The organism is Streptomyces sp. NPDC088794 (assembly GCF_044750545.1).
Taxonomy (GTDB): Bacteria; Actinomycetota; Actinomycetes; order Streptomycetales; family Streptomycetaceae; genus Streptomyces.
In genome coordinates this window covers 56,255-76,627 of the sequence record NZ_JBIVKB010000003.1, presented here as the reverse complement: position 1 = coordinate 76,627, position 20,373 = coordinate 56,255, and the positions used below count along the sequence as shown (strand labels likewise).

Sequence of the window (20,373 nt, the reverse complement as noted above, 5' to 3'; positions counted from 1 at the left end):
CCCTGGCCGGTCAGCGTCGGGCGGCGGTGAGTCTTTCGAGGGTCGGGACGATGTCGATCGGACTGGGCATCGAGAGCCAGTCCGTGCGCAGCCGGTCCGCGTTCTCCCGGAAGCCGACGTCGGTCAGCAGGCGCCGCAGCTGCCGGCGTATCTCCGCGGCCGGCCGCGCCGCGTTGACGGTCAGTCCGACGCCGCGCGCGGACACATGGCGCGCGTTGGACGCGTAGGCCACGGCCTTCTCATCGCTCACGACGAGTTGGGGTACGCCGTGCGCGACCGCGGTCGACAGGGTGCCGATGCCTCCGTGGTGGACGATCGCCGCACAGGTCGGCAGCAGCAGATCGAGCGGCAGGTAGTCGACGGTCCGTACGTTGTCCGGAACGGCCCGGCCAGCGAGTTGCGAGGTGTCCAGAGTGGCGACGACCTCGGCGTCCAGGCCGTCCACTGCCTCCAGGAGCGTTCCGACCAGCCCCAGGTCGTTGCGGTAGGCACGCTGCGTGGTCCCCAACGACAGTGCCACACGCGGGCGTTCGGGCGCCGCGCGGAGCCAGCGGGGCACGACAGCGTGCCCCGCGTACGGGATGCGGCGCACGGGAACCGTCCGGCCGCGGAACGGCAGCCGCATGTCGGGGAGCATCGGGTCGATGGTGAACTGGCCGAGCAGCAGTTCCGTGTCGACGTTCACGCCGTGCCGCTCGGCCGCGGGCCGGACGGTCTCCGCCACCGGGTCCCGCAGCCCGGCGTCGGCCAGTTCCTTGCGGTGCCGGTCGATCAGCAGCTCCGCCCGCCCGATGTAGTCGGGCCCCCACAGCAGACGGGCCTGGGCGGCACCGCAGGCCCGCGCGGCGACGGCGGCCGACGGCCAGTTGGGGTCCCACAGCACCAGGTCGGGGCGCCAGCCGCGCGCCGCCTCGACCAGGGCGTCCACGCTTGTCCAACGGTCCCGCCCGGCGTTCTCCTCCGGGTGGAACAGCCGCGAGGCCGCGAGCGTGTACGTGCTGAACGTCGTCCACAGGTCGTCGTTGGGAGGGATGGAGAGCACTGCGGTGAGCCGTTCCCTGTCCTCCACCGGCAGCAGGAAGTCCCCGACCGCCGACGGCGAGGGCACCATGTCCGGGGTGCCCAGTTCGATGGCGTTGACTCCCGTGTCGACGATGGCGCCGGAGAGGTCGGGGTGAGAGGCGACGCAGACGTCGTGTCCGGCCCCCTGAAGCGCCCAGGCGATCGGAAGGGCCGGGTGGAGATGTGCGGTCAGGGGCCAGACCACGATCATGACGCGCATGGCGAACTCCTCTGGCTGCCGGCGGGGCGAGTGGTGTCGCGGCTCAGGCGACCTCGGCCTCGACGATCGACATGAGCGAGTTCGTCGGCAGGACGCGGACAACCTTGAAACCGCCCTTGGCGAGGATGTCGGTGAACTCGCCCTGCGTGCGCTCCTTGCCGTCGTGCACGACCATCATCATCACGTCGATGGTCTTGCTGGCGTCGGGTTCGTTGCCCGGCGGGATGACAGGGTCGACGACCAGCAGCTTGCTACCCTTGCGCATCCCGGAGCGGACGGCCTTCAGGATGCGAAGGCAGTCCTCGTCGCTCCAGTCGTGCAGCACCGACTTGAGCAGGTAGTAGTCGGCGCCTTGCGGCACGGTCTGGAAGAAGTCGCCGGCCTGCGCACTCCAGCGGCCCTCGATCTCCGGGGTGTCCAACTGGTGCTCGGGGATGACCGATTCCTGGTCGTACAGGACACCGGTGACCGTCGGGTTGGCGGCGAGCACCGCGCGCAGCAGGCCGCCGGTGCCGCCGCCGACGTCGATGACCTTGGAGCCGACCGGGAACGGGTAGGCCTCGGCGACGCTCTGCGCCCAGAGCCGGGAGAACCCGGCGGCACCGCGGTTGAACAGCGAGGCCAGCTCCGGCTGCGACTGGAGGTACGGGAAGAACTGGGCGCCGAAGATGTCGTCGAAGGCCGTGTGGCCGCTGCGCACGGTCTCGTGCAGCTTGGCGATCGGCTTCCAGTACAGGTCCTCACCCATCATGAGAAAGCTGTCCCTGAGCGAGCCGGGCACCCCTTCGCGGAGCAGCTCCGCCATGGGCGTGAGATGGAACCGCCCCTCCGCGTCCTCGCGGAAGACTTCCCTGGTGGCCAGGTAGCGCATCAGGCGCCGAAGGTGAGGGCCGTTCAGTCCGGTGGACTCGCCGAGGTCCAATGGGGTACGGGGACCCTCGGCGAGCTTGTCGGCGACACCGGCCCGGGTGACGGTGTAGAGCGAGGCCGTGTAGAGGTAGCCGTTCATGTGCTCGGACAACCGCGCGCTGAGCTCGGCGGTGTCGTGCTGAGCGGATGCCATTGTGGGCGCCTTCCGGATCAGGGAGCGGGGAGGGAGTCGGCGCGGGCCCGGCCACGGGCGCGTCGTGCTCCTACGGTGTCCGAGCGGACTTGAGCGGCGATACAGAGCGGCTTGCGAGTGGCGGAGCGCGCGGCGCCCCGCCCCGGTACGGCACAGCCCGTTCCGCCGGGCGGCGGAACGGGCTGTGCCGAGCTGGGTCAGTGAGCGGGGGCCGCCGCTGCGGACTCCCCGTCGGTCTCCTCCTCCGGCGGCGGCGTGAAGGTGAAGACGCCCCCGTCCTTGGGGAGGGCGAAGACCAGCAGGAAGACGACCGCGAAACCGGCCGCCACCCACCACAGGGAGGTGCTGAAGGCGTTGACGTAGTCATCGGCCGTGGGGCCGCGGCCGCCCGAGCCGTCGAGGCCGCGGAAGAACGACAAGGACGTCAGGCCGAGCCCGATCGCGGTGCCCAACTGCATGGTCGTGCTGACCAGACCCGAGGCCGATCCCGCGTGGGCGAACGGCACTTCGGACAGGATCGCGCTGGACAGCGGCGCGACGATCAGGCCCATGCCCACACCCACCACCGCCATCGCCAGGAGCACGTGCCACGCCTGGATGTCGGTACCGAAGTGCCGGGCCTCCCACAGGTACAGCAGCGCGCCGACGAGCATGATCAGAGTGCCTGCCTGGAGCACCTTGCGCCCGTACTTCGGGACGAACGACTTGATGGAGCGGCCGGCGAGCAGTGCCACGGCGATGGACAGCGGAATAGTCACCAGGCCCGCCCGCAGGGGGCTCCAGCCCAGGCCGATCTGCAGGTACAGCCCGCCGACCAGACCGAAGATGCCGAACGACACGGAGAACGTGAGCTGGAGCGCGATTCCGCCCGCGAAGCTCTTCAGCCGGAACAGGGGCAGTTCGACCAGTGCCGACCTGCCCTGCCGCAGCCGCGAGCGCTGGTACAGGACGAACACGACGCCGAGCACCAGGCTGCCGGCCAGGCAGCCGAAGCTCCAGGCGGGCCAGCCCAGTTCACGTCCCTGGGTGAGCGGGTACAGCAGGGCCAGCATGGTGGCGGCGGCGAGGAACACCCCGACGAGGTCCAGGCGCGGCGCGTCGGGCGCCCGGGAGTCGTTGATCACCCGCAGGCCGATGAGGACACCCGCGATGCCGATGGGCAGGTTGATCAGGAAGATGGGGCGCCATTCCAGGCCGAAGAGGTCCCACTCGGTCAGCACGGCGCCGATGAGCGGTCCGGCGACGGCTCCGATACCGAAGATCGCGCCCACCATGCCGAACACCTTGCCCCGCTCGTCGGCGGGGAAGGTGACATGGATGATGGACAGGACCTGGGGAACCATCAGGGAGGCCATGGCGCCCTGGAGAACGCGTGAGGTGATCAGGGTTTCCGGACTGCCGGCGACGGCGCACAGCGCCGAGGCGATCGTGAATCCGCTGACCCCGATCAGGAACAGCCTCTTGCGGCCAAAGATATCGCCGAGTCTGCCACCGGTGATCAGGCCGATGGCAAATGTGAGCGTATAACCACCTGTGATCCACTGGATCTCGGCGAACGACGCGTCGATGTCCGCGCGGATCTTGGGGAGCGCGATATTGACGATCGTCGAGTCGATGAGGTCCAGAAAACTGGCGGTCAGCAGCACAGCCAGCGCACGCCATCGATGAGGGTCAGGGGCTGGGGGAGCAGCCGCCTCATCAAGGGCAGAGCTCATGGCATTCTCCTTGCAACGGGACGTGGGGGACATGGTGAAGAAGTCGAGCGTTCCCGATGCCGCTCGATTCCCGCTCGAGTCCTGCTGGACCCGGAGCCCCACCCGCGCACCGCGGTTCACGCCCGCGCCCCGAACCGAAGGATCACGCCCGCACGGCGGACGGCGCGCTCAGCTCGACCAGCCGCTCCAGGGCGGGGACGACGTCTCGCGGGTTCGGCATGGCGGCCCAGTCCGCGTACAGGGAGCGGGCCCCGCGCTGGAACGAGGGGTCGTTCAGGACACTCAGCAGCCGCTCGCGCATCTCGGGCACGGAATCCTTCGTATGGCTGAGGGGCAGTCCGGCGCCGTGGCGGACTGCGCACGCCGCGTAGAACTCCGCCTCGGGCCCGTCGTCCACCTCGATGAGCTGCGGGACACGGTGGGCCACCGCGGCGGTGAAGGTTCCGCCGCCACCGTGGTGGATGATTGCCGAGCAGTGCGCCAGCAGCTCGTTGAGCGGAAGGTAGCTGATGACCCGTAGGTTGTCGGGCACTTTCAGTCCGGCCAGCTGGCGCTCATTGAGGGTGGCCACCACCTCCACGTCCAGGCCCGCCACCGTCTCCAGGAGCGCGCCGACCATCGCGTCGTTGCTCCAGAAGTCCCGTCCGGACATACCGAGCGACAGCGCGACGCGGGGCCGTGGCGAGGGCCGCAGCAGCCAGTCCGGGACGACCGCAGGTGCGGTGTGGGGCAGCCGGCGCATCGACAGGGTGCGGGTGGTGGCGGGCAGCCGTACGTCCTCCAGGGTCGGGTCGATCGTCCACTGCCCGAACAGCAGCTCGTCGTCGGGTTCCACGTCGTACCGCCGCGCCGCGGTGCGCAGCGGCTCCAGCAGTGGATCGGTCACCCCGGCCGCCGCCATCCCGGCGGCGTGCGTGTCGCACTTGTCGCGGGCCCACTGCCAGTAGTCCGGGCCCCACAGCAGCCGTGCCTGCGCCGCGCCGGAGCACCGTGCGGCGACCGCCGCGGCCGGCCAGCACGGGTCCCACAGCACCAGGTGCGGCCGCCACGCGCGGGCGAACTCCACCAGGCCGTCCACGCCGGGATGCGGGTCCCCGGGAGCGAGCCGGACGGGGTGGAACATGCGTAGCGTGGTGAGGAGGTAGGTGGTGACCATCGTCCACTGTCGGCGCTCGTTGGGCGCGACGTCCCAGACAGCGGCGAGCCGTTCGCGCTCGGCCTCGCCGGGCACGTAGTCACCGCCGGTGGAGAGGGCTGGCACACCGCCTGTCGCGTCCAGGGCCACCGCGGTCAGCCCGGCGGCGGTGACGGCACCGGTCAGATCGGGGTGCGAGGCGACCCGCACCTCGTGCCCCGCCGCCTGCAGGGCCAGGGCCAGCGGGACCATCGTGTTGAGGTGGGCCGGGGCGGGCCACACCGTGAAGAGAACGCGCATGGGGCGACTCCTGCTCTGGAGTGGGCATACGCCACCACGATGGGCAACGGCTCTCGGATCCGGCTTGAGCCCGCCGCTCTCTGCGCCCGCCTCCTCCGAGCCGGACAGAGGTGCAGGTCGAGCGGTGGTGTAGTCGGCTTCTAGCCGCCTGCGGCACGATCTCGCTGACTCAGCGAAGGACACCGGGAGGAGACCCGATGCGCGTCCTGTTCGTGGTGTGGCCCGTGCAGGCTCACTTCTATCCTCAGATACCGCTGGCCTGGGCCCTGCAGGGAGCGGGGCACGAGGTGTGCGTCGCCTCCCACCCCGATCTGGCCGACACCATCACCGCCGCCGGGCTGTCGGCGGTCCCGCTGGGTAAGGACACCGGCATCCCCGCACTCGCGACCATCGGCGAGTACGTGACCGGGGAGGAGCAGCGAGCCGCCCTGGCCGACCGGTTGGGGATCGCGCCCGCCGAACGCGCCTACCCCTGGGACATGTACAGCTCTTACTACGTGCCCGAGATCCGGATATTCCACCCGGAAGGCGCCACGCCCCAGGACGTCAACCCGGGCGCCGACGACCTGGTGAAATTCGCCCAGGGCTGGCAACCGGACCTGGTGCTGTGGGAAGGGGTCTGGCTCGCCGCCGCGGTGGCGGCGCGGTCCTGCGGAGCGGCGCACGCCCGCTCGTTGTGGGCGCCCGACTACCTGGGCTGGGGCAGGGCCCGGCACCTGGCGGCCGGCCTGGCGGACCCGTTGGCCGAACTCGTCGGCCCGGTGGCCGAACGCCACGGCGTGCCCGTGGACGAGGAGTTGCTGCTGGGTCAGTGGAGCATCGACCCCACACCGGCGGAGGTGCCCCGCCTCACCGACGTCCGCACGGTGCCCGTCAGGAGGGTGCCCTCGACCGGTGCCACCGCTCTGCCCGGCTGGCTGCATCCCAAGCCCGAGCGGCCGCGGGTGGCGCTCACGCTGGGTGCGTCGATGCGGAACTACATGATCAACAAGCCGCTGATCTCCGCCATGCTCGACATGATGGACGGCCTCGACATCGAAGTGGTGGCCACCTTCAACGAAGCCCAGTTGGAGGACCAGCGGGTCCCCGACAACGTACGCACCATCGACTACATCCCGCTGACGCAGCTGCTGCCGACCTGCTCGGCGATCGTCCACCACGGAGCCGGCGGGACCATGTCGGCCGCGACGGCCCACCGGGTGCCGCAGCTCATCGAGATGGACGGCCTGGAGGCGCACCTCTACGCGCCCTACGTCACCGGCCGCGGCGCCGGCCTGACCATCGACCACCAAAAGGACTCCACGTCCGAGATGCGCAAGCAGTTGCTGCGGCTCGTGGAAGATCCTTCCTTCCAGACTGGCGCCGACGCGCTGCACGCGGACTGGCTCGCGCTGCCGGCGCCCGCCGACATCGTCCCCATCCTGGAGAGGCTCACCGCACAGTTCCGTGACCGTTCCTGACCGGCTGCACGGCGAACGTCCTCGCTCCGCGTGCGCGGAGTTCCGCGGGCCCCGGGCCCCCTGGCTGAAAGTTACCGCGATGGCCATCGATGCCTGCCGCATCTGCGGCAACCACGAACTGCTGCCCGTACTCGACCTGGGCGCACAGACGCTGACGGGTGTGTTCCCCGCCAGCCCCGACGCCGACGTGCCTGCCGTCCCGCTGGAACTCGTCCGGTGCTCGCCTGCCGGTTGCGGCCTGCTGCAACTGCGCCACACCGCCGACTTCTCCCTGATGTACGGCGATCACTACGCCTATCGCTCCGGGATCCGGCCGTTCATGATCCAACACCTCCGGAGCAAGGTGGACATGCTCACCGGGATGGTCGACATCGGACCTGATGACCTGGTGCTGGACATCGGCAGCAACGACGCGACACTGCTGCGCTGTTACCCCGCCGACGGGCCGCAGCTGGTCGGCGTCGACCCGTCCGCCGGGAAGTTCCGCGACCGCTACCCGGCCGGCGCCGAGCTGATCACCGACTACTTCACCGCCAAGGCCTTCACGGAACGCTTCGGCACCCGCAAGGCCAAGGCGGTCACGTCGATCGCGATGCTCTACGACCTGCCGCGGCCCCTGGAATTCATGCAGGACGTCAGCGACATCCTGGCCGACGACGGGGTGTGGCTGATGGAGCAGAGCTACATGCCGGCGATGCTGGAGGCGACCGCTTACGACGTGGTCTGCCACGAGCATCTCGAGTACTACGGCCTGCGCCAGATCGAGTGGATGGCCGAGCGCACCGGACTGACCGTGATCAGCGCCGAACTGACCGAGGTGTACGGCGGCAGCCTCAACGTCGTCCTGGCCAAGAACCCCGCCCGGCACCGGATCGACCTCGCGGGAGCCGAGCGGATCCGCGCCCGGGAGAGCGCGCTCGCGCTGGACACCATGGCGCCGTTCCAGGCGTTCACCGAACGTGTCCACCGCTACCGGGAGCAGCTCGTCGAACTGCTGGAGGACTCACGCAAGGCGGGCAGACGAACGCTCGGCTACGGCGCCTCCACCAAGGGCAACGTCATCCTGCAGTTCTGCGGACTCGGCCCCGATGAACTTGAGTGCATCGGCGAACCGAGCGAGGAGAAGTGGGGCTGCTTCACACCCGGCACCGGCATCCCCATCGTGTCGGAGGAGGAGGCCAAGTCCCGCAAGCCGGACCAGCTGCTCGTACTGCCCTGGATCTACCGGGACGGCTTCATTGAGCGGGAGCGCGAGTACATGGCCGGCGGCGGCAAGCTGGTCTTCCCCCTGCCCGCACTCGAAATCGTCTGATCCCGTGCGCATCCGCCGACTCGCCGTCGAAGGCGCCTTCGAGTTCACCCCCGAGGTCCACTCGGACCGGCGTGGACTGTTCGTCTCCCCCCTCCAGGAAGAGCCGTTCCTCTCCGCGGTGGGCCATCCGTTCCGCGTGGCGCAGACCAACCACAGCAGGTCGGCCAAGGGGGTGCTGCGCGGCCTCCACTTCACCACCGCTCCGCCCGGGCAGGCCAAGTACGTCCACTGCGCCCGCGGCAGCGCCCTCGACGTCGTCGTGGACCTACGGCTCGGCTCGCCCACCTTCGGCGCGTGGGACGCCATCGCCATGGACTCCGGGACCCTTCGCGCCGCGTACTTCCCCGAGGGCGTCGGGCACGCCTTCCTCGCCCTGGAGGAGGACACGGTCATGTCGTACCTGGTGTCCACCCCCTACCGCGCGGAGCTGGAACAGGCCGTCGATCCGCTCGATCCCCGGCTCGCCCTGCCGTGGCCCGACGACCTGGAATTCATCGTCTCCGAACGCGACCTCGCCGCTCCGAGCCTGGCCGAGGCGCAGGCCAAGGGCCTGTTGCCGCGGTACGAGGACTGCGGGAGACGGGAGTGAGCGCGGAGGCGGCGCACACCGTCGCCGTGCTGGGCGCCACAGGATGCGTGGGCCGGCAGATCAGCGCCGCCTTCGCATCCCGGGGCGCCCGCGTCCTGGCGGTGGCTCGGCGGCGGGTCCCCGAGGCGCAGCCGCCCGGCGGTCTCCCGTTCCTCCCGCTCGACATCGCCGCCTGCGGCGGCCGGGAACTCGCCGCGATCCTGGCCGCCGAACGGGTAGGAACGGTGGTCAACGCGACGCTGGGCTGGGGAGGGACCGACGAGGCGATGCACCGCTCCAACGTCCGTCCCGTGGAGACGATCATCGACGCGCTGCGGCGGCTGCCACGGCGTGCCCGCCTGGTTCAGTTGGGCACCATCCACGAGTACGGCCCGCTTCCCGCAGGCGTCGCGACGGACGAGGACGTCGAGCCCCGTCCCCGGTCGCCGTACGCCCGTGCGAAGGTGATCGCCTCGCGGAAGGTGCTCGACGCGATCGACGCGGGCGATGTCGACGGCGTCGTGCTACGGCTGACCAACACCATCGGTCCGCATCCCGCGATGGAGAGCTTCCTCGGCTCCCTCGCGCGCAGCATGCGCCGGGCGGACCCCGCCGAGGGGCTGGACGTGACGGTCGCACCTGCCCGTCGGGACTACGTGGACGTCAGGGACGCCGTCGACGCCGTGCTCATGGCGGCGCACGGCCCCTGCACGGAGCCGCTGCTCAACATAGGCAGCGGCACGGCGTCCGACATCCGCACACTGGTGCGCGCGCTGGCCGCCGCCGCCGGGCTGCCGCCGGGGTCCGTCCGGGAGCGCGTGGCGGAGGTGAACAGCCGCAGCGCGGGCGCGGATTGGATCAGGGTCGACATCGGGCGGGCGCGGCGGGCGCTGGGCTGGCGGCCCCGCCGTACGCTGGCCGACTCGATGCAGGCCATGTGGGACACCGTGCACTGACGAGTGCGCCAACGCCAGCCGGCCGTCGGTCCGTTCAGTCCGACCTGGAGAGGGGTACGTGGGCGTGCTGTGCCTCCGGATCCATGGAGAGGATCGACTGGTGCAGTCGCTGTAGCGGTGGTGAGGGTTCGAGGCCGAGCTCCTCGACGAGCGAGCCGCGCAACCGCTGATAGGCCTCCAACGCCCGCCATGCCTTGTTCGACCGGTACAGCGCGGTCATCAGGTAGGCGCAGAAGTTCTCGTGCATGGGGTGCTTGGCCACCAGGACCCGCAGCTCGGGGACGATCTCGGCGTACCGCCCGAGGCAGAGATCGGCTTCGACACGCCGCTCCAGAGCGGACATCCGCCGCTCGTCCAGCCGGAGCGTCTCCAGTTCGAGGACGCTGCCCACCCGGACGTCAACGAGGGCGGGTTCCTGCCACAGGTCCAGGCCGGCGCGCAGCAGCGCTGCGGCCGTCCGGTAGTCGCCCGCCTCATGGGCGTCGCCCCCGGAGGCACACAGCCGCTCGAACTCCTGCGCATCGATGTGCCCCGCCTGAACTTCCAGCAGGTAGCCGCCGTGCTGGGTGACCAGGATGTCCTTGGGCTGCCGGGCCGGTTCGTCGCCCAGAGCGGCCGCCATCTTGCGGCGCAGTTGCAGGATGTACGTCTGCAATGTCGTGGCCGCACTGCGGGGTATGTCCTCGCCCCAGATCTCCTCCATGAGGGTCGGCACCGTCACCACTCGCCCAGGACGCAGGGCGAGCAGGGCGAGGATCTGACGCGGCTTCGCAGCGCTCGGCACCACCGAGGCGCCGTTGAGTACCGCTCCGAGCCTCCCCAATAAGGTGATGTTCACAGTCCGATCTCCTAACTCGCACGCTTGCCCATGCGCGTCTCACAGCGGTGACAGAGCTTTGGGAGCGACAGTAGGCGCCGATTAGGCCAGAGGATGTCCGCAACGGGTGGTCGCCGACGTTAAAAGGCGCAGGAAGTGGCGATGTACTCCTTCGCGGCGACCCTGGCCGCCGATTCGGCCCCAGGCAGGCGCCAAGGGGTGCCGTCGAACTTGATGACCTGGCCGGGGTTTGGGTTCGAGGAGTAAGTCGCTCGGGTTCCCCGTGCCCCCTATTGCGTGCTGGGAGCCGGGGCACGGAGGGATCCTTCTACTGGTGGTTGATGGCGTTGCCGTTGGTGCAGTTGTTGGTGCGGGCGCCGACCCAGTCGCCCAGGACGGGGACGACGGCCACCTCCTGCAGGCAGACGGCAGCGGCGGTGAAGTTCCAGTTGTTGGCCGCGTTGATGGCATTGCCGAATGCGGAGTCGTTGCCATTGCCGGCGTGGGCAGGAGCGGACATGGCAGCGGCGGCGAGCGCCGTGGTCAGCCGCTGGGACAGCGCGACGCGTCCGTTGGGCAGCCGCACCGCGAGCGCTCTGGGATGCCGCGCCGTGCCGGTGAAGCCGACTACGAACGCGTCGACGGTGTCCACTCCTGGCAGGCGTCCGCACTGCCCTGGTCCTGAACCTCGCTCCTCCGCCGGCTCCGGTCTCTGACATCTGGCAGGCACCGCTGCGTGATTCGCCTTCCTAGGCTTGCGGCGAGCTACGCCCTGTCAGTCCAGCCGCAAGGAGCACCATGGGCGTGTATGCACGTGTAGCCGCCACTCTGAGCGTGGCGGCTGCGTTCATCAGCCTCGTCGGACTCGCACCGCAGCCACCAACTCGTGTACAGGGTGGGGGCCGTCGTCGATGTGATGACCGCGACCCACTGAGTGCTGCGCTGGGTCGGCGTCATCCTGCCGTGGAGAAAGTCTCCGGGCCCTTTCGGGAGGCCGAGAAGCCAGCGTCCGGAGGGCACACGCGTGACGGCGTGCTCCACTGGGGGAGCACATCGTCGCGGCAACTTTCTCAGCGGACTTGTGGTCGCACTTGGCGGCTGGCCTCCACACTCCAGTGTTCGCGCCGCCTGAGCTGCCGCCGTTGTGCAGAGAGTGGTCGTGCTCGCCGGACCCCCGCGAATGGGCGTCGCGGTCGGAGTGCGGAGCATCTTCAACGGCCTTGGCGTGGTCCTGAAGACTGTCAACCACGGGCGTTCGGTAGGGTCGAGGCAACGGTGATCCGGGCGGCCCAGAACCCGGGTTCCCGGGGCGGATCTCAGGCCACGTCGACGCGTATGCCGTGGACGTCGAAGGCGAGTCCCACCACCATGGCTGCCGCGGCGGCCCGTGTCTCGGCCGGGCCGGGGTTGACGGCAACATCGGCGAGGGGCCCGCGGAGCATCCCGCCTTCGTCTCACCACGCAGCCATCCAACCTCGTCGGCTTCCTGAGGGTTCAGGCGGGCGGAGTTCGAGGTGCCGCGGCGGAGCTTGGTGCCGAGTTGCTCCGGACGCATCGGAACACCGGACCTCCTCCGACCCCGTCTGGACGGTCTCGATGGCCAGGAGCCGTTTGAACGCCGCTGCAAAGATACGAGATTCGGGCTGACAGGGCAGAAAGGATGACAAGTCGCATAATGGGGCTCATCATGGCTGGGTGATGGGGGGAACTTCGCGCGTTCTTGGTGCGCGTCGCCGTGGCCACGTGCCGCCTGCGGCGGTGTTGGCAGCCGCCCTCGCGGGGATGTTTTCCCTGCTGGGAACCATCGTCGCGGCGTTCGTGCATGACCTGGCCTTTGAATCGAACCCGTCTGGGCTCGTGAAGGCGCTGGCTGTTTGTTTCCTGTTCGCCGTAGCGCTGCCCGGCGTCGGGAGTGACAAGTCGCTGCGTACGCAAGTGCTGTTGGCGTTGGGCTCACAAGCCGTCATCGGGTACGGGTTCGCCCTTGCCGACAGCTCTGTCACCTTCCGCGAACACGTACTGTTGCCGTCTGCTGTTCTTGCAGGGTGGCCCGTGGTGATCGGCCACATCGCGTTGGCCCTGCTCTGCGCTGGCCTGTTGCATGGACTCGACGACAGCGTGCGCCGGGTGCTGTATGCAGCCGGAAAGGAGTGGTGCACGCTGCGCGCACTGCTGCGCAGGCTCCTGGCTCCTGGCCGGACTCCGTACGACGTAACCCGGTTCGAGGCTGCCTCGCGCGTGAGTTCCGGGCCAACTCCGGCTCCTCCTTTATCGGTTCTGCTCGCCGGCGCGGTGGTGCGCCGCGGCCCGCCGCTGCTTCCGCTGCCGTACATCGCCGCCTGATCCGCCACGGCGACACCCGTACGGCCTCCGGTGAGCTCACCCGTCCCTGTCGGGGACGATTCTGTCCGCTATTCGGCACTCGGGCTCTGCGTGAGTCCTGTGGCAGGGGGAAGTTTCATGAACCGCATGTCACATGCGACGCGAGCGCCTGCGCCCGTCGTCGCGGCGGGCCGTGCAGGCCCGTCCACTGCAGCGCACTTGAAGGTCCGAGTCCATGTTGCTGACCGGGGTCTCGCTGAGCGCGTCCGTGCTTCTTCATCGCGTACGTACGAGGTGTGCACCGAGCAGGGCCGGGCGGCAAAGGCTTGTCCCCGCTGGAACACCGGGTTCGGCTCCTCGGCTCCGAGGCGCTGCGTCACCGGGTTCCAGGCTGCGGCATTGGTGGCCGGTGAAGGGGTGTATCGATGACGTCAGGAGACAGGGCGAAGTCCGCCGTGAAGTCCGGGGCGAAGCGGCTCCTGGAGCGCGCTGGGTTCCACCTCGTGCGCAGCACCACCCCCAGTGGTGGCGTCGATGATTTCATCCCGTTCGAGCCGACGATGCGGGCCGCGCGGGCGGCCGGTCTGTCGGTGGGGGACTACATCGACGAGGTCATGAACGGGACCCCGGGGGCCACCCAGTCCACCGTCGACGAACTACGGACCCTCGGTGTTTTCGCTGCAGCGCCAGACACGGTGCTGGAGATCGGCCCCGGATCTGGACGGTACCTGGAGAGGACGCTGAAAGAATGCGAGCCGCGCCGCTACGAGATCTATGAGACGGCCGAGCCCTGGGCCGACTACTTGGTGGACACCTTCGGAGTGGTCGCCCAACCGGTGACGGGATTCAGCCTCGACGCGACACCGGACGACAGCGTCGACCTCGTCCAGGCCCACAAGGTCTTCAACACTCTGACCTTCCTCGGCGCCTGCCGTTACTTCTTCGAGATGGCCCGCGTCACGCGGCCGGGTGGACGGATCATCTTCGACGTCATGACGGAGACGTGCCTCGACCCGGAGGCGATGCGTATCTGGGCGACGAAGGGCGGCACGGGTCACGATTCGTTCCCGGCCGCCATGCCTCGCCGTACGTGCGTGGATCTTTTCGCGACGCTCGGTTTCAGCCTTGAGGCCGACTTCCTGGTTCCTCTGGGCGTAGCGTTCACGGAGGTGCTTGTCTTCAAGCTCGACGCTTAGGCTTCCGCACATCTCGACAGGCTCCGCACGGCACGTCGGCCGGTGACCTCCGGGGGGATGGAAAACGTCTGGGGGCGACCGCTCCGGAGGGTCTTCGGCCTAGCGGGCGGTCGCCACCGATGGCACCCGCAGCTCCGGCTTGGCTGACGCGGACTCCAAGGCGCGGCGCCGGTGCCGCCGACACCTTAGGCAAGAACAGTGGTTTGCCTCCGGTGTGGTGCCGGTGTGTCCTGATGACGCCGGCGCCGGCAACGGCGCTCCGTGAGAACTGACGCTGCTCCGCTCGACATCGTCCTGTTGTGCGCGTTGGTGTTGCGCCTGGTGTCGGTCAAGAAGGCTGTACGGCCGCTACGGCGGTGACGGTCACGGTGTCGTCGCACTCGGCGAACTGCCCGTCGTCCAGAGCCACTTGGTGCGCTCCGGACCCCGGCAGCCGGACGACCATCGTGGGATACAGCACGGGTGCCGAACCGGATACGCAGTACCCGTCGGCCTCTCCCTGCACCTGCACGAACGTCAGCTTCACCCACGCTTTGCCGCCGGGGCTCACCTTCACCGACGTCGCGGCTCCGGTCGGCTTGACGGTGAGCGGCACGTTCATCTCGGGAGAGCCGTTCCCGGCGCCGGCCACCGTGGGATGCCCCTTGAGGACGCACGTCTGTGCGGACACGTTGGTGAACTCGACGACGGCCGCCCCGGTCCCCGTACCGGCCGGCCGCACGGCGGCCTGACGGGCGGTTGCCTTCAGACTGCCGGCGGAACAGGTCGGCGCCGAACCGCCCGGAGCGGGGGTGGCCGACACAGGCGCGGAGGTGGCGGGCGCGGACGGACTGACGCCGCCGTCTGCGCTGTCCGCACCGTCCTCACCGGGCTGACATCCCGCCACCGCCAGGGCCGCCGAAGCCACGAGGACCACCATGGCCGAACCGCGCATTCCGTTGACGTACCGCATGGTGTCCCCCTGAGTTCGAGTTGTCCGGAGCGCGGCTTTTCGCCGCCCCCGTCGAACCAGACAGCCCCCAGGAGCTGGTAGTTCTCCCGCACTTTGACCTGTGACCCGCCGGTGACGAAACGCGTGTCGAATGCGAAGACGCCCGTGCGAAACAGAACCGCTCGGTCTTCTCCACCGTCTGGAGGGGAGAAGCAGAGCCGAGACGGGGGGCGCCTCATGGTTCTGCTGTTGCATTTGAGGCTTTAGGGAAAGGCTGTCGAAGTGGTGTTAGTGGATCAGAGGACGAGACGCGTCGGTGCGATCGCGGGAGTTGCCGTCGCGGCGGTCGTGGGTCTGTCTGGCTGCTCGGAGGACCCGGAGTCCGGCGAGGGCAAGAAGCAGCCCGTGAGCAGTTCCCCGGTCGACGACAAGAGCAAGTCGCCCGAGGGAGGTTCGTCAGCGGGGTCGGGCGTGGATCGGTCCTCTGCCGAGAAGGCGGTCACCGGCTGGGTCGCGGCGCTCATCAAGGGCGATGTCGAGGAGGCGTGCCTGCTGATGGCGGAGCCGGCGGACGGTTCCCGGCCCGCGCAGGTCGGCAGTACGAAGACATGCGGCGACGGTGCGCCCGAGCGCGAGCGGATGAAGGCGACCCTCGGACAGTTCAAGGAGTCGTTCACTCCCGACCCGCCTTCGAGCGATCCGAAGGTGGAGGTCACGCAGGACCTCGGCGCAGGTGACAAGGTCACGGTCCCCGGAGCCGAGATCAACGTCGACGGCCAGCCCCTCGACAAGATCGTCCTGTCCCACTCGACCGGGGTGACGCAGGACCAGTTGGACATCAAGGTCGAGTCCAGCAGGATCGAGGGCTCCTGGTACGTGACCAACCTCGACTTCAACGTCGGCTGAGGCCGTCGCGCCGTACGCCGTGGTCGCGCTGACTGACACCGTGAGTCGGAGGCCGAGCATGTAGCCGCGCGGGACATCGAACCTGTTCCCTCCTGCCGGATCTTGAGGGCCGACGGGAGGGGCAGGTCGATGATGGTGCGGGTGGCGCACGAAGGACATCTTCTGGGCTAGGGGACCTTGTATCCGGCGGCGCGGAACAGTTCGTACCATTCGGATCGGCTGAGAGGGATGTCGGAACCGAGCGCGGCGGCCGTGACGCGTTCCGGTGTGGTCGTGCCGAGCACGACCTGCATCTGTGCGGGGTGGCGCGTGATCCAGGCGACCGCGATCGCCTCGGCCGGTACGCCGTATTTGTCGCTCAGTCGGTCGATCACTGCGTTCAGCTCGGGGAAGCGTTCGGAACCGAGGAACGGGCCGTCGAAGAATCCGGCCTGGAAGGGCGACCACGCCTGGATGGTGATGTCGTGCAGACGGCAGTAGTCGACGACTCCGTCATCACGTACGACCGACTGATCGAGGTCCTGCATATTCGCTGCGACGCCCTGCGCGATCATCGGCGCGTGAGTGATCGACAGCTGAAGTTGGTTCGCCACGATCGGTTGCGTCACGTGCTTGCGCAGCAGGTCGAGCTGTCGGGGCGTTTGGTTGGAGACGCCGAAGGCCCGTACCTTGCCCGCCGCCGACAGCTCGTCGAAGGCGCGGGCCACTTCCTCCGGTTCGACGAGAGCGTCGGGACGGTGCAGCAGCAGGATGTCGAGATAGTCCGTGTCCAGTGCCTGGAGTGAACCGTTCGCGGACTCGATGATGTGGTCGTAAGAGAAGTCGAAGTACGGCCCGTCCTTGACGATGCCGGCCTTCGTCTGAATGACGAACTGCTCACGCTCCGACGAGCTGAGTTTCATGGCTTCAGCGAACCGACGCTCGCAACCGTGGTCGTCCGTGCCGTAGACGTCGGCGTGATCGAGAAAAGTGATGCCTGCGTCGCGCGCGGTGTTCACGAGGGTGCGCACCGCCTCGTCGGTCATGTCCTGGATGCGCATCAGTCCAAGGACGACGTTGGGGACCACCATGTCGGTGCCGGGCAGGGTGAAGGTCTTCATGTGGCTCTTCCTTCCGGACGCCTTGGCGATTGCGCGGTGCGGTCGGTGCGACGTCGCGTGCTCACTCTAGAAATCACCGATCTAGAAATCCAACAACTCGTGGTTCTGGTATTAAGAACCGTGGGATGTGAATAAAATCGTCCTAGCGAGCGCGGAGGGGACAAGCCAGGACTGTCGTCGACGCGAGTCCCCTCAGAGGTCTCCCACGCGCATCAGCGCCAACGCTGATCAGATGCTCGCCAAGAGGTCCCAACGACTGCTGTTGACGTTCGTCGGCGTCGTCACCGGCGCTGCGCGAAAGGCAGCAGAGGACAGGGGAGTCTCGCCACGGCGACCGCGTCGCCGTGGCGCCGGGCGAGCGGGGCGCGGCCGGTTCCATCTCGCAGGCCGACGCGCCGCCTAGCCTTCGCCGAAGTCCGGGAATGACGCTGTCGGGTGTGACTGATCAGTCTCCCTGGGACCACGCGGCGCTCGGCAGCGACAGGTAGACGCCGAAGTCGACGAGCCCGGTGGCGGCGTGGATGTCCGAGTGCAGCACGTCCACGCGCTCTTGGCGGTTGGCTTCCCTGCCGGCCGACCACTTCGACTTGATCTCGATCACCACCGTCAGACCGCTACGGTCCAGCGGGCTCAGTGGCCGGAAGCGGATCTCGACATCCCCGGGTTGCAACTCGCCGTCGTACGGCTCCTCGGCGCACTCCACAGCCAGGGACACCAGGTGTGGCAGCACCGAGCCGAGTTCGCGCAGCTGAGGCTCGGGCACCGTGGGCGCGTAGGTCACTTCGACAAGCGGCACGCACGACACCCTAGACGGGGATCAGGCAAAACTGGCTACCAGAGAAGATCCCGATCACCCTTCAAAGACCGAGAGGTTGAGGGACCTGCTGAGCGAATTTCGCGCGCAGCTGTGATGGCCAGTACGGGGCCACGTCGGCCTGTGATCGTGACGTCGTGGCCGGCTTCGACGAGCAGTTCCCTACCGGAGCCCGCAATGGCCGGTGGCTGGTGGGCCACCGGCCACGACGTGTGGTTGGTCCTCAGACGACGATTCGGTCGAGGTTGGGTGCCCCGCTCGAAGGGTTGGAGAACTGGATGGTGTTGTTTCCGGCCTTGAGCTGGACGGTGACGTCCTTGGTGACCACGGTGTTGTAGTCCGGTGTCTCGGGGAAGCTGACGGTTTGTTTGACGCCGTTGACCGTGACGACGGCGGTGCGGGCCTGGCCGACACTCATGAAGGAGACCTGCATGGTGTAGCTGCCCGCCGCCGACTTGGTGACGTTGTTGAACGTCGCTGTTCCGCCGTTACCGAGGTAGCTGAGCTTCTTGCCGCCCGAGCAGTGCGCGCAGTTGGTGATCGTGGTGCCACCGGCCAGTGTGGACGCCTCGGCCTCGTACGACGCGTTCCCGCCACCCGGCGGGGGGTCGGTCGGGGGAGGAGTGCTACCACCGTCCATGCTCGCGCCGAGGCTGTCCAGGGCGCTCTGGACCAGGGCCTGGGTGTTGGTGTTGAGGTTGGAGTTGGTGCCGTTGACGACCCATTTCGAGCCGGAGAACATCACCACGGTCACCCCGTTGTCGACCCCGCCGGTGGTCCCGCTGCTGGGGATGCCGAGCAGTTGGGCGGCCTTCACGGAGGCTTCGCCCAGTTCGCGGGAGTCGTTGTCCGAGGTGGTCTGGCTGTTCGCTGTCTGGGTGTCGCCGAAGATCGAACCGATGACCTTGCCGTTGTAGAACATCAGGGCGAACTTTCGGCCTGACATGCCGTGTTCTTGGTAGAAGAAGTGCGGGCAGGGACTCTTTTCGTCCCAGCAGTCGTCGCCCAGCACGTAGAACGGCACGCGGTGTGCGCCCAGGGCCTGGCCGTTGCTGTCTTCCCAGGTTGTCTCGCCCTGATGGTCGGGATCGGGATCGGGGTCGCTGCCGTCGGTGTCGATGGCCATGCCGGAGGTGTAGGAGTAGACACCTGGGGCGACCTGGTACACGTTTACGTTCTGAGACCGCGTCATGGTGTTGATGTGGGGCTTGCTGTTGACCTGGTTCGCGGCCGTCGAGTTCTTCTGGACGCCGGCCAGGACCTGGGCGGGGGTGTACGAAGTGGCGGTGACCGGGGCCGCCTTGGCCGTTGTGGAGGTCGGTGCGGCATCGGCGTTGCCGACGGCGAGTGGGACGGCGAGCGCGAGGGCTGCGGCGGCTGCCACAGCGAGGCGCATACGGATCGATGACATGGCGGTGTGGGGCCTCCGTCATTCGTTAGGAATGTTTCCTAACAGACAGAAGCACCGGTGGGCCTGGTCACACAATCGTCTCGGTGCGTGGTTTTACTAAGCCCATACCTCCAAAGGTGCAGGCAGCCAAGCTTCTTGACGTCTCGTCAGTCACCAAACGTGCAGGTTGAGCGTCGCTCATGATCCCGTTGACCGTGGCAAACGGGACCTGTTCATGCAGGTCGACCCACGCGTCCCGCGGGCACAGTGGCAGGTGCGCATGCCGGGCGGGGCAGGGTAGCTCCATGAGCGCGCTGGGGAGCAGCGGGCCTTGCCGCTGCTGCTGAGGGTTCGCCGAGTGCGTCGAGCAGCCCTTGGGCGTCGGCGGCGAGGGTGGCTGCGTCGCACCCTCGGCGGCTCGTGTACTGGCGCCGAGGCCTCGCAGGTCCGGGGCGATGACGCGGTACTGTCCGGAAGTCGCCCCCTGATGCTTGCTGTCCGTGACGCTGCGCAGCCGGACCCGCGACGGGCTGCTGTCGTGCCGGGTCGAACGGACGGTCCCGGTGGGTTCCCCTCCGACGGGAACCCACCGGGACCGCGGTCGCGTCCGGGTCAGCGGACGGTGGTGACCCGGTGTTCCTTCAGCGCGGCACAGTTGGAGCCCGTCACGTAGGTGTACACGTTGTCGATGTGGCCACCCCAGTCGACGCAGTGTCCCTTGCCGTACACATAGCCCGGCCCGGCGTACGACGTGTACACGCCCTCGTCCTGGGCGTATTCGTCGGTGTCGGGAATGTAGACGTAAGCGCCCATGTCCTTGCCCACCCCCGGGTTGTTGCGGATGGTGGCGACGCAGTTCTTGCCGTTGGAGGCGTTGTAGGTCAGGTAGACCGTGCCCTGCGTGCCGACGGGCGTCGAGTTGACGGTCTTGTAGCTGCTCCCGCAGACCTTCTGCGGGGTGGTGTTCGGGGCTGCGGAGGCCGGCCCGGCCAGCGCGGTCGTGGTCGCGACCGCCATTGCCGCCACGGCGGCACCGCCGAGTGCAGAACGCTTGAATCTCATATTTCCCCCTTGTGCAGGTAGCTGTGTTTTGCTCCTGACAGGTC

Annotated in this window: 19 protein-coding genes; 7 read left to right on the top strand and 12 right to left on the bottom strand. The window is 68.4% G+C overall.

Annotation, left to right across the window (positions count from 1 at the left end):
- Positions 1–10: 10 nt before the first annotated feature.
- The 4 genes from ACIP6U_RS09350 to ACIP6U_RS09335 all read right to left on the bottom strand — a co-directional run bounded on the left by ACIP6U_RS09350 (position 11) and on the right by ACIP6U_RS09335 (position 5,495).
- On the bottom strand, positions 11–1,282 hold the full coding sequence (locus tag ACIP6U_RS09350) for a nucleotide disphospho-sugar-binding domain-containing protein (RefSeq protein ID WP_401714503.1): 1,272 nt from the start codon (positions 1,280–1,282) through the stop codon (positions 11–13).
- A gap of 43 nt (positions 1,283–1,325) precedes the next feature.
- Complete coding sequence (locus ACIP6U_RS09345) at positions 1,326–2,345, bottom strand: methyltransferase (RefSeq protein ID WP_401714502.1); 1,020 nt, start codon at positions 2,343–2,345, stop codon at positions 1,326–1,328.
- Between the two features lie 197 nt (positions 2,346–2,542).
- A complete protein-coding gene (locus ACIP6U_RS09340; RefSeq protein ID WP_401714501.1) occupies positions 2,543–4,060 on the bottom strand; it encodes an MFS transporter in 1,518 nt (505 codons plus the stop codon).
- A gap of 142 nt (positions 4,061–4,202) precedes the next feature.
- The gene (locus ACIP6U_RS09335) at positions 4,203–5,495 is read right to left on the bottom strand and encodes a nucleotide disphospho-sugar-binding domain-containing protein (RefSeq protein ID WP_401714500.1); all 1,293 of its coding nucleotides are present in this window, start codon (positions 5,493–5,495) and stop codon (positions 4,203–4,205) included.
- A gap of 197 nt (positions 5,496–5,692) precedes the next feature.
- Between ACIP6U_RS09335 and ACIP6U_RS09330 the strand changes: the two genes are divergently transcribed.
- The 4 genes from ACIP6U_RS09330 (at position 5,693) to ACIP6U_RS09315 (ending at position 9,791) form a co-directional block, all read left to right on the top strand.
- On the top strand, positions 5,693–6,955 hold the full coding sequence (locus ACIP6U_RS09330; RefSeq protein WP_401714499.1) for a nucleotide disphospho-sugar-binding domain-containing protein: 1,263 nt from the start codon (positions 5,693–5,695) through the stop codon (positions 6,953–6,955).
- Positions 6,956–7,034: 79 nt separating this feature from the next.
- A complete protein-coding gene (locus ACIP6U_RS09325; protein WP_401714498.1) occupies positions 7,035–8,267 on the top strand; it encodes a class I SAM-dependent methyltransferase in 1,233 nt (410 codons plus the stop codon).
- 4 nt (positions 8,268–8,271) lie between these two features.
- Positions 8,272–8,856: a dTDP-4-dehydrorhamnose 3,5-epimerase family protein gene (locus ACIP6U_RS09320; RefSeq protein WP_401714497.1), complete on the top strand. Its 585-nt coding sequence runs from the start codon at positions 8,272–8,274 to the stop codon at positions 8,854–8,856.
- Complete coding sequence (locus ACIP6U_RS09315) at positions 8,853–9,791, top strand: NAD-dependent epimerase/dehydratase family protein (RefSeq protein ID WP_401714496.1); 939 nt, start codon at positions 8,853–8,855, stop codon at positions 9,789–9,791. Before ACIP6U_RS09320 ends, ACIP6U_RS09315 begins: the two co-directional genes overlap by 4 nt.
- A 34-nt stretch (positions 9,792–9,825) precedes the next feature.
- Here the strand turns inward: ACIP6U_RS09315 and ACIP6U_RS09310 are convergent, their stop codons facing one another.
- The 3 genes from ACIP6U_RS09310 to ACIP6U_RS09300 form a co-directional block, all read right to left on the bottom strand.
- Positions 9,826–10,629 (bottom strand): BTAD domain-containing putative transcriptional regulator, encoded by an 804-nt coding sequence (locus ACIP6U_RS09310; RefSeq protein WP_401714495.1) that lies wholly within the window; start codon positions 10,627–10,629, stop codon positions 9,826–9,828.
- A gap of 307 nt (positions 10,630–10,936) precedes the next feature.
- Complete coding sequence (locus ACIP6U_RS09305) at positions 10,937–11,260, bottom strand: hypothetical protein (RefSeq protein WP_401714494.1); 324 nt, start codon at positions 11,258–11,260, stop codon at positions 10,937–10,939.
- A gap of 664 nt (positions 11,261–11,924) precedes the next feature.
- The gene (locus tag ACIP6U_RS09300) at positions 11,925–12,050 is read right to left on the bottom strand and encodes a hypothetical protein (RefSeq protein WP_401714493.1); all 126 of its coding nucleotides are present in this window, start codon (positions 12,048–12,050) and stop codon (positions 11,925–11,927) included.
- Between the two features lie 340 nt (positions 12,051–12,390).
- Between ACIP6U_RS09300 and ACIP6U_RS09295 the strand changes: the two genes are divergently transcribed.
- Both ACIP6U_RS09295 and ACIP6U_RS09290 read left to right on the top strand, forming a co-directional pair.
- A complete protein-coding gene (locus ACIP6U_RS09295; protein WP_401714492.1) occupies positions 12,391–12,951 on the top strand; it encodes a hypothetical protein in 561 nt (186 codons plus the stop codon).
- 404 nt (positions 12,952–13,355) lie between these two features.
- Complete coding sequence (locus ACIP6U_RS09290; RefSeq protein WP_401714491.1) at positions 13,356–14,126, top strand: methyltransferase domain-containing protein; 771 nt, start codon at positions 13,356–13,358, stop codon at positions 14,124–14,126.
- Positions 14,127–14,454: 328 nt separating this feature from the next.
- Here ACIP6U_RS09290 and ACIP6U_RS09285 read toward each other — a convergent pair whose 3' ends face one another.
- Positions 14,455–15,078 (bottom strand): DUF4232 domain-containing protein, encoded by a 624-nt coding sequence (locus ACIP6U_RS09285; protein ID WP_401714490.1) that lies wholly within the window; start codon positions 15,076–15,078, stop codon positions 14,455–14,457.
- Positions 15,079–15,462: 384 nt separating this feature from the next.
- Between ACIP6U_RS09285 and ACIP6U_RS09280 the strand changes: the two genes are divergently transcribed.
- Positions 15,463–15,963: a hypothetical protein gene (locus ACIP6U_RS09280; protein WP_401714489.1), complete on the top strand. Its 501-nt coding sequence runs from the start codon at positions 15,463–15,465 to the stop codon at positions 15,961–15,963.
- Positions 15,964–16,130: 167 nt separating this feature from the next.
- On the opposite strand, the gene ACIP6U_RS09275 is transcribed toward ACIP6U_RS09280, so the two are convergent.
- From ACIP6U_RS09275 to ACIP6U_RS09260, 4 genes are all read right to left on the bottom strand, one after another.
- Positions 16,131–17,063: an aldo/keto reductase family oxidoreductase gene (locus ACIP6U_RS09275; protein ID WP_401714488.1), complete on the bottom strand. Its 933-nt coding sequence runs from the start codon at positions 17,061–17,063 to the stop codon at positions 16,131–16,133.
- A 445-nt stretch (positions 17,064–17,508) separates the two neighbouring features.
- Complete coding sequence (locus ACIP6U_RS09270) at positions 17,509–17,859, bottom strand: hypothetical protein (protein ID WP_401714487.1); 351 nt, start codon at positions 17,857–17,859, stop codon at positions 17,509–17,511.
- Between the two features lie 241 nt (positions 17,860–18,100).
- Positions 18,101–19,288 carry a glycoside hydrolase family 75 protein gene (locus ACIP6U_RS09265; RefSeq protein ID WP_401714486.1) on the bottom strand — a complete coding sequence of 396 codons (1,188 nt, stop codon included), beginning with the start codon at positions 19,286–19,288 and terminating at the stop codon, positions 18,101–18,103.
- A 591-nt stretch (positions 19,289–19,879) separates the two neighbouring features.
- Positions 19,880–20,329, bottom strand: a complete 450-nt coding sequence (locus tag ACIP6U_RS09260) for a spore-associated protein (protein ID WP_401714485.1) — start codon at positions 20,327–20,329, stop codon at positions 19,880–19,882.
- Between the last annotated feature and the right edge of the window lie 44 nt (positions 20,330–20,373).